Genomic DNA, 14242 nt, shown 5'->3' with positions numbered 1-14242 from the left:
CCATAATTTCAATGCCGCTGTTGCATCAGTACAGCGCCTTAATTGTTAGAAAGAGGTAAACCATGGAGCTTTTTCATCTTGTTGCTTCCGCGCTTCAGCAACCGGTAACCATGGAGTTGACCCGGATGGGTGTCGTATACGCCCACCTCATCGCTTGCTGCGTGGCCATCGGCCTGGTGCTGACCAGTGATGTCGCCATGATCAAGCAGTTGTTCCAGGGCCGCGATTCGACCGAGGCCGACAAGGAACACCTGCATATGCTGAAGCAGACCGTGCTGATTGCACTGGCGGCCCTCTGGGTGACCGGTATCGGCATCCTGGCGCTGGATTACTCGCAGAAGGGTGCGATGTACTTCCTCAACCCGAAACTGCAGGCCAAGATCCTGGTCGTCGCGCTGCTGACCCTCAACGGCTGGGTACTGCACAGCGTGGTGATGCCTGCGATGGACAAGGCCGGCAGCCTGCTCAAGCTTGACCTCAATGCCCGTAGCCTCGCGCTGTTCTCGGGTGTCGTTTCCGGGGTGTCCTGGTTCTATGGCGCGATGCTGGGTATCGCCCGTCCGCTGAGCTGGAAGTACTCTCTGACTGAAATCATGGTTGCCTACCCGGTACTCATCTGCCTCGGCTTCGTGGCAATGAGCCTGCTGGTGAAGTGGGCCGCCAACCGGGCCGAAGCCAAGGCTCCCGCCCGTCTGAATCCTGCGCTCGCGTCCTGCTAAGCGTAGGCGGGCAAGGACGCCCGACCTTATACAAAAGCCGCAGGGTGCCCATGGCGCCCTGCGGCTTTTTCGTTTGCGCGATCAGGCCCCCGGCGTGCTCTGCGTCTGGATTTCGTCCCAGCTGCTGTCAGGGTCGAAGCGCTTCATGGCCTTGGCGATCTTTTCGCTGTCGGGGCCGAGGTCCTTCTGGAAGATCTGGCCTTCGTGGCTGATCATGAAGCTCATCACCCCGCTATCCCCGTAATGGGCGGGCCAGGCGACCAGGGCGAAGCCCCGGCTCATGGCCTTGCCCAGCATGTAGTCGTAGGTGCCGCCCGGCGCCGAAGGCCCCTGTGCAGTGAGGATGCGGAAGTGGTAGCCGTGCCAATCGTCACCCTGGGTCTGGCCGCCGAACAACGGGCCGAGGGGACTTTCATCGGTGCCGTCCTCGTCCGGCCAGTAGAGGCCGTCGTGCTGGCCATCACTGCTGATGAACTTCTGCGCGTACTCGAGTATGCCGTCACCGTTGCGGTCGACTTCGGCGTAGTCCATCTGCGCATCGTGATAGGCCTCGGCGGCCTGGATGGCAGACAGCTCGTTGCGGCCGATGCGGCGCTGGCGAATCTCCTCACCGCCGGCCTTGGCGTCGAAGCTCCAGCCTTCCTTGCCCTGGACGATGGGGATGGGCAGGGTCCAGGGGTCGTTGCCGACGACGATATGGGCGCGGCCCTTGGTGGCGGTCTGGATGACGTGTTTTTCCTTGTAATGGGCGATGAAGGCGTCCACGTCCTTGCGCTCGATTCCCTTGGTCGGGATGTACTCCTGCCAGTCGGCGCCGAGTAGCGCGGCGAGCTTGTCGGCGTCGGCCTTCTCGGTGCCGAGGGCGGCAACGAAGGCTTCGGCGGCGGCTTCCGGGGTCTTGAAGCGCTCGTTGGCGCCGGCACCCACCGCAGCGGTTACCAGCACTACCAGGGCGATGAATCGGGATGCGACGTTCATGTCCACTCTCCTGTCAGCGCCCGCGAGCGCCACCACGGGCGCCCCCGCGAGACGGCATGTTGGCGGGCCGTTGTACCTGCCGTCCGGAAGCCTGGTGCGGGCGCGAGAGGGATTGGCGGCTGGCCTCGCCCCGGCTCGACGCCATTCGGCTCTGGTTCGGCTGGCGTGCGCCGTCGAAGGCGTTGTTGCGCGGGCCCTGCTGCCGTGAAGAGGAATACTGCTGCCGGGCCTGCTGCCGCACTTGCTGGTTGTTCTGCGCACGCGGGCGCTGCTGGCGGTTGGCATCGGTGCGCTGACGCTGCTGCAAGGTGCCTTCGGCCCGCTGGCGCGCCTGCGGGTCATTGCGGATGTCGCGGGTGGCGGCCTGGGCACGTTCACGGGCCTGCTGGTTGGTCCGGGCCGGGGCCTCTATGCCGCGCTGCTGCAAGCTCTGACGGGCCTGCTGGCGCTGCGCAGTGCGTTGCGCGTCATAGCCGCGCAGGGACTCGCGCTGCTCGCCACCGGACAGGCGCAGGCCGTTCTGCTGGCGGTTGATGTTGTCGCGGTAGGGCACGCCCTGGCGGTTGATGGGGTTGTGGACGAACTTGTTCTGGTTACGGTTGATCTGCCGGTTGGTGTTGATGTTGTTGTACTTGTTGACGTCGATGTCGACATCGCCACCGCCCCAGTCGCAGTCGCCCCAGAGTGAGTTGACGATGCCCACGCCAACGCCGAAGGCCAGGCCTGCAGCCAGGCCGGTGGCAATCGGGTAGCCATAACTGGGCGGCGGCGGATAGTAGGGGGGCGGATAGGACGGGTAGGACCAGGTGCCGTAGACCACGGTCGGGTTGTAGCTCGGCACGTAGACCACCTGCGGGTTGGCGGGCTCGATGACGATGGTCTGGTTGCTCGCGGCCGGCTGCACCACGGTGGTGGTGGAGCTGGCTGGCGGAGCTGCCTGCACGGTGACCTTCTGCTGTTCGTTGGACTCCAGGTTGCCGGCGGCCTGGGCCTGGCGGCGCAGGCGCTGGACCGAGTCCATCACGTCATTGGGCTGGGCCAGGAAGGCATCCCCCACGCGCTGCACCCAGGCCGGGTCCTGGCCGAGGGTGGCGAGTACCTGCGGAAAGGCCACCAGCGATTGCACGCTGGGGTCCCAGGACTGGTCCGCCACCTGCTTCACGGCGTCATCGCCCTTGGCATCCGGATGGGCCCTGGACCAGGCGACCGCGTCGGCCACGTTGCCCGGATAGGTCGCGGCCATCAGCACCTGGGCCAGCAGGGAATCCGGGTAGAGGGCGATGGGCGCCATCATCTGGTCGAGTTCTTCGACACTGAACACCGCCTGGGTGGCTGCGGGCTGGACGGCCGGCGCCGCAGCCTGGGGAGCCGGCGCGGGGGGCTCCGCCGGAACGGCGGAAACACCGGCAGTGGGGGTGTCATCTTCGGCCGCCGAGATGCCAGCATCCGTGGCGGCATAAAGCGGGCTACTGGCCAGCAAGGCAAGCAACGCAACACTGAATCGTTTGCGGATGGGCATGGTGCGACTCCCGCAATAAGGGTGGTTGTCCTTGAACCGGGCAAGGGATTGCGCCCTACCGCTGCCGTTGGGAAACGATAGCCCAAGGGCCGCCACCGAGCCCTGCCAAGCTGACAGAAATGTAATCACCTCACGATTTCCGATGTGGCAGTTTTGCACTCGAACCGCGCAGCAACAGATGGCGCGGTGCCTCTTTCGACTGACTGGATTGAAACGGCATGCAGTGCAAATCCTCGCGGCGGACCTTCGTCAAGGGCCTGGCCGCCGGCGGCATACTCGGTGGCCTCGGGCTATGGAAAACCCCCGTCTGGGCGGTGACCAGCCCCGGCCAGCCCGCGGTGCTCAGCGGCACCGAGTTCGACCTGTTCATCGGCGAGACGCCGGTGAACCTCACCGGCAAGGCGCGAATCGCCAAGACCATCAACGGCACCCTCCCCGGCCCGCTGCTGCGCTGGCGCGAAGGCGACACCGTGACCCTGCGGGTGCGTAACCGGCTGGACGAAGACACCTCCATCCACTGGCACGGCATGATCCTGCCGGCCAACATGGACGGCGTGCCGGGCTTCAGCTTCGCCGGCATCGCCCCGGACGGCATGTACGAGTACCGCTTCCAGGTGAAGCAGCACGGCACCTACTGGTACCACAGCCATTCCGGCCTGCAGGAGCAAGTGGGCGTGTACGGCCCCATCGTGATCGACCCGAAGGATCCTGAGCCTTACCAGTACCAGCGCGATTACGTGGTGATGCTGAGCGACTGGACCGACGAGAACCCGGCCCGCGTGATGGCCAAGCTGAAGAAGCAGTCGGACTACTACAACCAGCACAAGCGCACCGTCGGCGACTTCATCGATGACGTCGGCAAGGACGGCTGGGCCGCCGCAATGGCCGACCGCAAGATGTGGGCGGAAATGAAGATGAGCCCCACCGACCTCGCGGACGTGAGCGGCGCCACCTACACCTACCTGCTCAACGGCCAGGCGCCGAACGGCAACTGGACCGGTCTGTTCCAGCCGGGAGAGAAGATCCGCCTGCGCTTCATCAACGGCTCGGCCATGACCTACTTCGACGTGCGCATCCCCGGCCTGAAAATGACCGTGATCGCCTCCGACGGCCAGCCGATCGAGCCGGTGAGTGTCGATGAGTTCCGCATCGCCGTGGCCGAGACCTACGACGTGCTGGTGGAGCCCGCCAGCGACGAGGCGTACACCATCTTCGCCCAGTCCATGGACCGTTCCGGCTACGCACGCGGCACCCTGGCCGTGCGCGAAGGCCTGAGCGCCCCGGTACCGCAGCCGGACCCGCGCCCGCTGATCAGCATGTCCGACATGGGTATGGATCACGGCAGCATGGGGCATGGCGACACGGCGGGCATGGATCACTCCCAGATGGCCGGGATGGATCATTCCCAGATGGCCGGGATGGACCATTCCAACATGGCGGGGATGGATCATTCCCGGATGGGCGGCCAGATGCAGTCCCATCCGGCATCGGAATCCAACAACCCGCTGGTGGACATGCAGACCATGACGCCCGCACCGAAGCTGGCCGACCCCGGCATCGGCCTGCGCGAGAACGGCCGCCGCGTACTGACCTACGCCGACTTGCGCAGTACCTTCCCCGATCCGGACGGCCGCGAACCGGCCCGCACCATCGAGCTGCACCTGACCGGGCACATGGAGCGCTTCTCCTGGTCGTTCGACGGCATCCCCTTCGCCGATGCCGAACCGCTGCTGCTCAAGTACGGCGAGCGGCTGCGCATCACCCTGGTGAACGACACCATGATGACCCACCCCATCCACCTCCACGGCCTGTGGAGCGACCTGGAGGACGAGTCGGGCAACTTCCTGGTGCGCAAGCACACCATCGACATGCCACCCGGCACCCGCCGCAGCTACCGAGTCACGGCCGACGCCCTTGGGCGCTGGGCCTATCACTGCCACCTGCTGTTCCACATGGACATGGGCATGTTCCGTGAAGTCCGTGTGGTCGAATGAAGGAGATTCCCATGAACAAATCGATGCAGACCCTCACCGCCGCCGCACTGGCCTTCGCCCTGCTGGCTCCCGCCGCCTGGGCCGGACAGCACGACCAAACCGGGCACCAGAAGTCCCCGTCGAGCGAGGCCGGGCAAATGAACCATGGCCAGATGAACCACGGGCAGATGGATCACAGTCAGATGCAGGGCATGGATCACAGCCAGATGAAGGGAATGGACCACAGCAAGATGGACCACGGCGCCATGCACAAGGACGCCAAGCCCAAGGCGGAAAGCAACGATGATCGATAGTCCCAAACACCCTGCCCTGCTTGCCCTGGTCGCCGTGGTCGCGGCTGGCGGTGCGCAGGCAGCCGAGACCATGGATCACGAGGCCATGGGGCATGGGCAGATGAATCACGGCAGCATGGATCACAACCAGATGAACCATGGCCAGACGGACCACGGCAGCATGGATCACAGCCAGATGAACCATGGCGGGATGGAACATGGCCAAAAGGCACAACCCGCCGGCTATGGCAGCCGCACTCCAATCCCCGTGCCCAGCGATGCCGACCGCGCCGCCGCCTTCCCGGAGCTGCCGCCCCACACCATGCATGCCGGCGGGATCAACAGCTTCTTCCTGTTGGACCAGTTGGAGTACCAGGACGCCGACAACGCCAGCGTGCTGAGCTGGGACGCATCCGGCTGGGTCGGCAGCGACATCAATCGCTTGTGGTTCCGTTCCGAGGGCGAGCGCGCCAACGGCAGGACCGAGGAAGCGGAAGTCCAGGCGCTCTATGGTCGCGCCATCAGTCCATGGTGGGACCTGGTGGCCGGCGTGCGCCAGGACTTCAAGCCGGGCTCGCCCCAGACCTGGGCCGCCTTCGGCGTGCAGGGCATGGCGCTGTACGGCTTCGAGGCAGAAGCCACCGCATTCCTCGGCGAGAACGGCCAGAGCGCCCTGCGCCTGGAAGGCGACTACGACATCCTGCTGACCAACAAGCTGATCCTGCAGCCCACGGCCGAGGTGAACCTCCATGGCCGCAACGACCACGAGCGCGGCGTCGGCTCGGGCCTGGCCAATACCGAGGTGGGCCTGCGCCTGCGCTACGAAATCGTCCGCGAGTTCGCGCCTTACATCGGCGTGACCTGGAACCGCAACTACGGCAATACCGCCGACTTCGCGAGCGAAGAAGGCGAGGATAACAACGAGGCGCGCTTCGTCGCCGGCATCCGCATCTGGTTCTGAGAACCCAACCATGAAAAAAACAATAAAAATCCTGGCCCTCACCGGCCTGGTGGTCGCCGCCGGCGTGGGCGGCGTGGTCTACAGCGGCGTGGTCAACGTCGCCGCCGACGACCCGCACTATTCACTGGTCCATAGCTTCCTCACGGCAGCACGGGACCGCTCCATCGAAGTGCGTTCGCGGGGTATCCAGGTACCGCCGCTGGACGGCGCCGAACTGATCCGTGCCGGCGCCGGCAACTACGACGCCATGTGCGTGGGCTGCCACCTGGCTCCCGGCGTCGAGGCCACCGAGCTCAGCCAGGCCCTCTACCCCGCCCCGCCGAACCTCGCCCGGCAAGGGGTGGATGGCGACCCGGCGGCGACGTTCTGGGTGATCAAGCACGGCATCAAGGCCACCGGCATGGCGGCCTGGGGCAAGAGCATGGGCGACGAACACATCTGGGGGATGGTGGCGTTCCTCCAGCAGCTACCCAAGCTGGACGCCGCCGGCTATCGCCAACTGGTGGCCAGCAGCGACGGGCACCAGCACGGCGGTGGCGAAAGCACTCCCCACGGGCACGAAAGCGAACTGGCCGAGGATGAAGGACATGGCCATGACGAGGGGCATGTGCACTGAGCGCCATCCCCCCGCACCAGGTAGACCGTAGGATGGGTACCGCTCCGCTCCCCCACCCTATGAAGCTGTGGGAGCGAATTCATTCGCGAATGAATTCGCTCCCACGGTTCTACTTCGCGCCGATGTCCCCACTGGCCCAGCGCGATTCGTTGCTCTGCAGCGCGCTGGCGATGGTGGCCAGCTTGTCGTCCGGCAGGGATTCCGGTAGCGGGTCGACGCCGGCGCTGACGAACAGCTGGGCATAGGCGTTGCGCAGTTCGGCGTAGGACAGGTCGCGCTTGAGCTGCGCCTGCAGGGTATTCAGCTCACCCTGGATCAGGTCCAGTTCACCGATGCTCTGGGTCTTGTAGCGGTTGCGCAACTGCTCGGCGATCTGCCCGTCCAGCTCGGCCAGTTGCTGGCTGGTCTGGAACTGGCGCTGGGCCTCGTGGTAGTTGGCGTTGGCCACATAGAGCTGCGCCAGCACGGCCATCGACATGGCCTGGCGACGCGCCGCGGCGACCGACTCGCCAGCCTTGGCGACGTCGATGGCGGCCGGTGCGGAGATCGCGTTGAACAGGTTCCAGGTGACCTTCACGCCGTAGTCGGCCCAGCTCTGGTTCACCAGGAACGAGTTGCTGTCGTAGTGACCGCCAGCGGAGAACTCCAGACCCGGCAACAGGCGCAGCATCGCCTTGCGCGTTTCGGCGGCACTGATGCGCGCCTGGTAGTCCTGCTCGCGCAGTTCCGGGCGGCTGGCCAGGGCTTCTTCTTCCAGGCGGGTGATGTCCACCTTGAGCTCGGGCACCTGGTAGTTGTCATCCGCGGCCAGGGTGAAATCGGTGTTCAGCGGCAGGTTCACCAGCGCGGCCAGTTCGGTCTTGGCCAGGGACAGCGCACGGCGCTGTTCTTCCAGTTGGCGGGTGGCTTCAATCAGCGCCCGCTGGTAGCTGAGCGACTGCACCGGGTCGCCGATGCGCTCGCTGCTCATGCGCTGGCTGCTGGCGCGTGCCTCGTCGACGCGGGCCATCAGGCTGTCGATCTGCTTCAGCAGGCGCTCGGCGGCCACGGCGCGCCAGTAGGCCGAACGCACGTCCTGGATGATGGTGTGGACCACCTTGCGGCGCCGTTCCTGGACGATCAGGCGCTGGTCGGCCTGCTGCTTGGCGCTGACGTAGCTGACGCCGAAGTCCAGCACGTTCCACACCATGGTCAGGTCCGCCACGCCACGGTCGCGGTCCTGGGAGGTGGACGGCTCCAGGGACTGGGTGTTGGTCAGCACGCTCTGGCTGCTGGAGGCGCTGACGTTGCTGCGCCCGGCGTAGCCCGCTTCCATGGCCATGCGCGGCAGCATGTCGAAGCTGGCCAGATCCACCTGGCGCTTGGCCAGGGCTTCTTCCATCACCTTGAGGCGCGCCTCGAGGTTGTACTTCACGGCACGGGCCATGGCCTCATGCAGGGTCAGGGGGCCGCTGAGGGGCTCCTGGTCCTTGAACATGCTCGCCATATCCTGGCGAGCACGCTGTTCGCTGACGCTACGGTCGATAGGCTGGCTGGTCACCGCGCATCCGGTGACCGCCAGCGCCAGCACGCTGACGGTGAAAAGCTTCGCTGCTTTGCTCATCCTTGGGCCGCCCCCTAGACACGGCACTTACAGATCTCTAATTCGTTGTTGTTCAAGCCTGCGGGCGATCCGCCTGGATCTGTCCCAGTGCCATGGCCAGGTCGCGGACCTGGCGATGCTCCCGTTCCTGCATGTCGTGCAGCTGCTGCGTCAGCGTCGGCGCGCCAGAGCCGCCACGAATGCCCTGGCCGCCCTCCCCGGCGCCACGCCATTGCTTGCCGTCGAACAGCTTCATCTCCTCGCCGTCCTGCGGTACCTCCTTGTTGAAGAAGCCGGACAGGCTGCTGCTGCCGAACACATTGGCATCACCACCACCAAAGCCGAGGAAGCCCCTGCCCGAACCGTCGCCGAAGCTATCGCTGCTGGCGAATACCTGGGCAATGAAGCTGGGCGCCAGGGCTCCCTGGTTGATGAAGATATTGCCCAGGGTCGGGATGCCGCTGCCCAGGGTCGGCTGCTCGAACAGCGGCGGCGGAATGAGCGGCGAGGTGAAGGGTGGCGGCGGCACGTTGGGCTGCACGGGATCGAACGGCACCGTCGGCTGCGGCGGCACGATGACCGGCGGATTGGCGCGGAACTCCGGATCGCCATCGCTCTGCGGCACGCTGTAGGTCGGCGCCGAAAGCCCGCTGAGCATGGCGTTGCCGGCGTTATCGGTGATCAGCGTGCCGGTGGCGTTCAGCGCGAGGCTGAGGGTACCGGCGCCCGCGACGTTGCTGACGGTGACCAGGAAGGTACGGCTATCGACCTGCACCAGCGATTGCAAGGTACCGGTGACGTTGCCGGTGGTGACCAGGTGGAAGTCACTGAGGTCGACGCCGCTGACGTTCTCGTCGAAGGTCACGGTGTACTGCACGCTGCCCGGAGTGGCGAGCGGCGCGACCGTCGCACTGGCGCCCGGAGCCGTGGTGTCGACTATCAGGCCGCTGGTGTCGCCGACGCCATTCAGCGTCAGGTTCATCGCATTGCCGATGGCATCACGCACGGTCGCTCCGTTGGCCACCAGGCCGGTGACCGCGATGCCATCGGCGTCGTTGTCGCCCGCCCGGATCGTGTACTGGAATACCAGCGTGCTGCTGCCGGAACCCGCCACGTAATCGGCGAACACCGTGGTGCCGCCCATATCAATGGCCAGGCGCGGTGTGCCGTTGACGATCACCGCTTCGCTGGCATTGACCACGAAGGTCAGGGTATCGCCGGCGTTGTAGTGCACGCCGACCGGCACGCTGACGCTCGCCACGGTCGGGCGCTGGTTGTCGATGGCGTAGGCGTTGGAGGCGGTGGTGTTCAGCCCGGTGTTGCCCGCCGCGTCCTGCACACCGGTGTTGTCCAGCGTGATCAGATTACCGGTGCTGGTATGACCCGATGTCGGCGTCAGGGTGGCCGTCCAGGTGATACCGCCGTCACTGCTGCTGAGGTTGCTCAGCACGCCATTGGCCACCGTGAAGTCGGCGTTGGTCAGGCCGGTGACTGCCTCGCTGAAAGTGATGGTGACAGTGGTGGTCTCACCCGCCGCCAACGCGCTGTCCGCAACCGTGATGGTGGCGGTCGGGCGCTGGGTGTCGATGGCGTAGGCGTTGGAGGTGGTGGTGCTCGCCCCGGTGTTGCCCGCCGCGTCGGTGTAGCCGGTGGCGTCCAGGGTGATCAGGTTGCCCGTGCTCACGCTGTTGGCCGTTGGGATCAGGATCGCGGTCCAGGTGAGGCCACCGTCGCTGGAGCTGAGATTGCTCAGGGTGCCATTGGCCACCGTGAAGTCGGCGATATCCAGGCCGCTCACCGCCTCGCTGAAGGTGATGGTGACGGTGCTGGTCTCGCCGACTGCCAGGGCGGTGTCCGCGACCGTGATGGTGGCGGTCGGGCGCTGGGTGTCGATGGCGTAGGTGTTGGAGGTGGTGGTGCTCGCCCCGGTATTGCCCGCCGCGTCCTGCACACCGGTGTTGTCCAGCGTGATCAGATTACCGGTGCTGGTATGACCCGATGTCGGCGTCAGGGTGGCCGTCCAGGTGATACCGCCGTCGCTGGAGCTAAGGCCGCTCAGCACACCATTGGCCACCGTGAAGTCGGCGTTGGTCAGGCCGGTGACTGCCTCGCTGAAGGTGATGGTGACAGTGGTGGTCTCACCCGCCGCCAGCGCGCTGTCCGCAACCGTGATGGTGGCGGTCGGGCGCTGGGTGTCGATGGCGTAGGTGTTGGAGGTGGTGGTGCTCGCCCCAGTGTTGCCCGCCGCGTCCTGCACACCGGTGTTGTCCAGCGTGATCAGATTACCGGTGCTGGTATGACCCGATGTCGGCGTCAGGGTGGCCGTCCAGGTGATACCGCCGTCACTGCTGCTGAGGTTGCTCAGCACGCCATTGGCCACCGTGAAGTCGGCGTTGGTCAGGCCGGTGACTGCCTCGCTGAAGGTGATGGTGACAGTGGTGGTCTCACCCACCGCCAACGCGCTGTCCGCAACCGTGATGGTGGCGGTCGGGCGCTGGGTGTCGATGGCGTAGGCGTTGGAGGTGGTGGTGCTCGCCCCGGTGTTGCCCGCCGCGTCGGTGTAGCCGGTGGCGTCCAGGGTGATCAGGTTGCCCGTGCTCACACTGTTGGCCGTTGGGGTCAGGATCGCGGTCCAGGTGAGGCCACCGTCGCTGGAGCTGAGATTGCTCAGGGTGCCATTGGCCACCGAGAAGTCGGCGATATCCAGGCCGCTCACCGCCTCGCTGAAGGTGATGGTGACGGTGCTGGTCTCGCCGACTGCCAGGGCGGTGTCCGCGACCGTGATGGTGGCGGTCGGGCGCGCGCTGTCGATGGCGTAGGCGTTGGAGGCGGTGGTGTTCAGCCCGGTGTTGCCCGCCGCGTCCTGCACACCGGTGTTGTCCAGCGTGATCAGATTACCGGTGCTGGTATGACCCGATGTCGGCGTCAGGGTGGCCGTCCAGGTGATACCGCCGTCGCTGGAGCTAAGGCCGCTCAGCACACCATTGGCCACCGTGAAGTCGGCGTTGGTCAGGCCGGTGACTGCCTCGCTGAAGGTGATGGTGACAGTGGTGGACTCACCCGCCGCCAACGCGCTGTCCGCAACCGTGATGGTGGCGGTCGGGCGCTGGGTGTCGATGACGTAAGCGTTGGAGGTGGTGGTGCTCGCCCCGGTATTTCCCGCCGCGTCGGTGTAGCCGGTGGCGTCCAGGGTGATCAGGTTGCCCGTGCTCACGCTGTTGGCCGTTGGGGTCAGGGTCGCGGTCCAGGTGAGGCCGCCGTCGCTGGAGCTGAGATTGCTCAGGGTGCCATTGGCCACAGTGAAGTCGGCGATATCCAGGCCGCTCACCGCCTCGTCGAAGGTGATGGTCACCGTGGCGGTTTCGCCCGCCTTCAAGTTGCTGTCGCTGAGCGCAATGCTGGCGGACGGCCGCACGCCGTCGACCACCAGGGCCTTGTTGGCCCCCAGGGAACCGGCAGCGCCGGGGGCAGCCAGGGTGAGGATGGCATCCTGGCTGGCAGCGCCCTTGATAGTGCCGCCGTTGAGGGTCAGCGCCGTGGTGGTGGCATAGTCGAGATCGGCCGCAACGTCACCCGCCTGCACCGTGTAGCTGAAGGTCAGGGTATTGCTGCCCGAACCGGAAACGTAGTCGAGGGTCCGATCGGTGACACCGGTCTCCAGCAGCAGTTGGGGGATGCCGGTCACGTTGACATTGGCGTCGAAGGTCACCGTGATGGTGATGACATCGCCGATGCCGTACTGGCCATTGCCGTTGCTGGACGTCACACCGGTCACCCTCGGGAAGATGGGTGCGGTCAGGGTGACGTCATTGCCAGTGCCGCCGATGTAGCTGGCAGTCAGTACGGTGCCGTTGCCGGCCGAGGCCTGGTTGCCGTCTTCGGGGAGACCACTGAAGTTGCCGGTCACGCCATCGGCGAGATCGTTGTCGATGATGGTGTAGGAATCGCCCTCCCCCGGCGCGTAGCCGTGGGTGACGGCCAGGGTGGCACCGCTCACGTCCACCGCTCCGTTCACCACGATCTGGTCATGGCCCGAGCCCGCGACCAGGCCATTGATCTGCAGCGCAAGGGTGCTGCCAGCCGCCATGTTGAGGGGGCCATTGATGGTGAGGACACCCGCCGCACTGCCTCCCGGAGCAAGCGTACCGCCGCTTTGCACCGTCACCGCACCGCCCAACGTACCGATACCGGCCAGGGTCGCACCGCTGCCCACTGTGGTAGCGCCAGCCGTGCTGCCGTTGACCACCAGGGTACCGGCGGAAACATGGGTGGTGCCGCTGTGGTTCTCGGTGCCGGTCAGCGTCAGGGTCTCGCTACCACTCTTGGTCAGGGTGGCGCCGCCGGAAATCACGCCGGACAGGGTCGTCGCCGCATCGGTCTGGATGGTCGCCCCGCCCGACACGTTCACGTTGTTGTCGATGGTGGTAGCGCCGCCGATGGCCAGCGTGCCGCCGGCAAGCACCAGGTCGCCGCCGCCGAGGTTGGCGTCGGACGCCACCTTCAGGGTGCCGCTGACCAGCGTGGTCGTACCGGTGTAGGTGTTGTTGCCAGCCAGGACCACGTCGGTGTGGTTGCCGGCCACCGAGTAGGCGTTCACCGTCAGGTTGCGCGCGCCGCCGCTTTCGCTGATGACGCCGCTGAAGGTGATGTTGTCGGCGCCCGTTGCCGGGGATCCGGTGCGCAGCGTGGCGTCGCCCTGCAGCACGATGTCGTTGCTGAAGGTACGGCTGCTGCCGGCCACGCCGAGCGTGGAGCCCGCGGTCAGGTTGATCGTGCCACTGCCCAGGGTGCCGGTGCCGATCGCCGCCACCAGGCCGGTGCCGCCGCTTGAGGACAGCGTGAGCGGGCCGGTCAGGTTGCTGGCGTTGCTCAGGTAGATCTGGCTGTCGCCGGCATTGAGGCTGAACGCGCCGCTGCCGCTCATCGCGCCGCCGAGGCTGATCACCACGCCGGTGCCGCTGCCGGTGGCATCGAGCGCGACCGTGCTGATCACCTGGGTCACCCGGTTGAGCGTGAAGGTGCTGTTGGCATTGACCGCCAGCGTGCCGCCGGCAAGCTTGAGGATGCCGCCACCGATCTGGTCGGCCGAGGTGACCACCGTCTTGCCGTTGACCTGGCCGAAGGTCCAACTGCTGGCGCTGTTGCCGGTGTTGGTCAGGTTGAGCGTGCCGCTGCCGCTCTTGAAGAAGTCGCCGCTGCCGGTGATCAGGCCCGACAGCGTGGCCTCGATGCCGAAGCCCAGTTCGATGGCGCCGGAGCGGCTGGTGATGTCGAACGCGTTGTCGATGGTCTGGCCATTGGTGGTGACCGAGAAGGTGCCGCCATAGACGCTCACCAGGCCGCTGCCGAGGTTGCTGTCGCTGCCGACCGCCAGGATGCCCTCGCCCAGCGTGGTGGTGCCGGTGTGCGCGCTGGTGCCGCTCAGCGCCAGGGTGCCGAAGATGCCGGTCTTGCTCAGAGTGCCATTGCCGGAGAACACGCCCGAGGCGGTCCAGTCGACGTTGGCGTTGAGCGTGCCGCCACCACTGCCGAAGGCCATCGCGTTGTCGACCGTGACGCCGCCGGAGGTGACATCCAAGGTGCCGCCGTCGAACTGCAGCG

8 protein-coding genes and 1 pseudogene are annotated in these 14242 nt (G+C 66.1%); 5 read left to right on the top strand and 4 right to left on the bottom strand.

From position 1 onward, the window contains the following. Positions 1 to 62 precede the first annotated feature (62 nt). Positions 63 to 719, top strand: a complete 657-nt coding sequence (locus tag FXN65_RS07515) for a hypothetical protein (RefSeq protein WP_151132460.1) — start codon at positions 63 to 65, stop codon at positions 717 to 719. 81 nt (positions 720 to 800) lie between these two features. Here FXN65_RS07515 and FXN65_RS07510 read toward each other — a convergent pair whose 3' ends face one another. Beyond that, positions 801 to 1697 (bottom strand): DUF2950 domain-containing protein, encoded by an 897-nt coding sequence (locus tag FXN65_RS07510; RefSeq protein ID WP_151132459.1) that lies wholly within the window; start codon positions 1695 to 1697, stop codon positions 801 to 803. A gap of 13 nt (positions 1698 to 1710) precedes the next feature. Beyond that, entirely contained in the window at positions 1711 to 3216 is a 1506-nt protein-coding gene (locus FXN65_RS07505; RefSeq protein ID WP_151132458.1) for a DUF3300 domain-containing protein, read from the bottom strand. Between the two features lie 218 nt (positions 3217 to 3434). Here FXN65_RS07505 and FXN65_RS07500 point away from each other — a divergent pair, with 218 nt between their 5' ends. The 4 genes from FXN65_RS07500 to FXN65_RS07485 are packed head-to-tail and all read left to right on the top strand — an operon-like array spanning position 3435 to position 7059. Further along, positions 3435 to 5210 (top strand): copper resistance system multicopper oxidase, encoded by a 1776-nt coding sequence (locus tag FXN65_RS07500; RefSeq protein WP_151132457.1) that lies wholly within the window; start codon positions 3435 to 3437, stop codon positions 5208 to 5210. Positions 5211 to 5221: 11 nt separating this feature from the next. Further along, a complete protein-coding gene (locus tag FXN65_RS28395) occupies positions 5222 to 5503 on the top strand; it encodes a hypothetical protein (RefSeq protein ID WP_280178738.1) in 282 nt (93 codons plus the stop codon). Then, positions 5493 to 6443: a copper resistance protein B gene (locus FXN65_RS07490; RefSeq protein ID WP_151132455.1), complete on the top strand. Its 951-nt coding sequence runs from the start codon at positions 5493 to 5495 to the stop codon at positions 6441 to 6443. The genes FXN65_RS28395 and FXN65_RS07490 overlap by 11 nt, the downstream gene beginning before the upstream one ends. Before the next feature lie 10 nt (positions 6444 to 6453). Next, complete coding sequence (locus FXN65_RS07485; RefSeq protein ID WP_151132454.1) at positions 6454 to 7059, top strand: c-type cytochrome; 606 nt, start codon at positions 6454 to 6456, stop codon at positions 7057 to 7059. 109 nt (positions 7060 to 7168) lie between these two features. On the opposite strand, the gene FXN65_RS07480 is transcribed toward FXN65_RS07485, so the two are convergent. Together FXN65_RS07480 and FXN65_RS28605 are read right to left on the bottom strand one after the other, a co-directional pair. Beyond that, entirely contained in the window at positions 7169 to 8662 is a 1494-nt protein-coding gene (locus FXN65_RS07480; RefSeq protein ID WP_151132453.1) for a TolC family protein, read from the bottom strand. Between the two features lie 52 nt (positions 8663 to 8714). After that, a pseudogene (locus tag FXN65_RS28605) lies at positions 8715 to 14165 on the bottom strand (beta strand repeat-containing protein); the annotation flags it as partial. Positions 14166 to 14242 lie beyond the last annotated feature (77 nt).

This window comes from Pseudomonas lalkuanensis (assembly GCF_008807375.1).
Taxonomy (GTDB): Bacteria; Pseudomonadota; Gammaproteobacteria; order Pseudomonadales; family Pseudomonadaceae; genus Metapseudomonas; species Metapseudomonas lalkuanensis.
The sequence above is the reverse complement of the archived record's forward strand: the minus strand, read 5'-3'. Positions and strand labels throughout refer to the sequence as shown.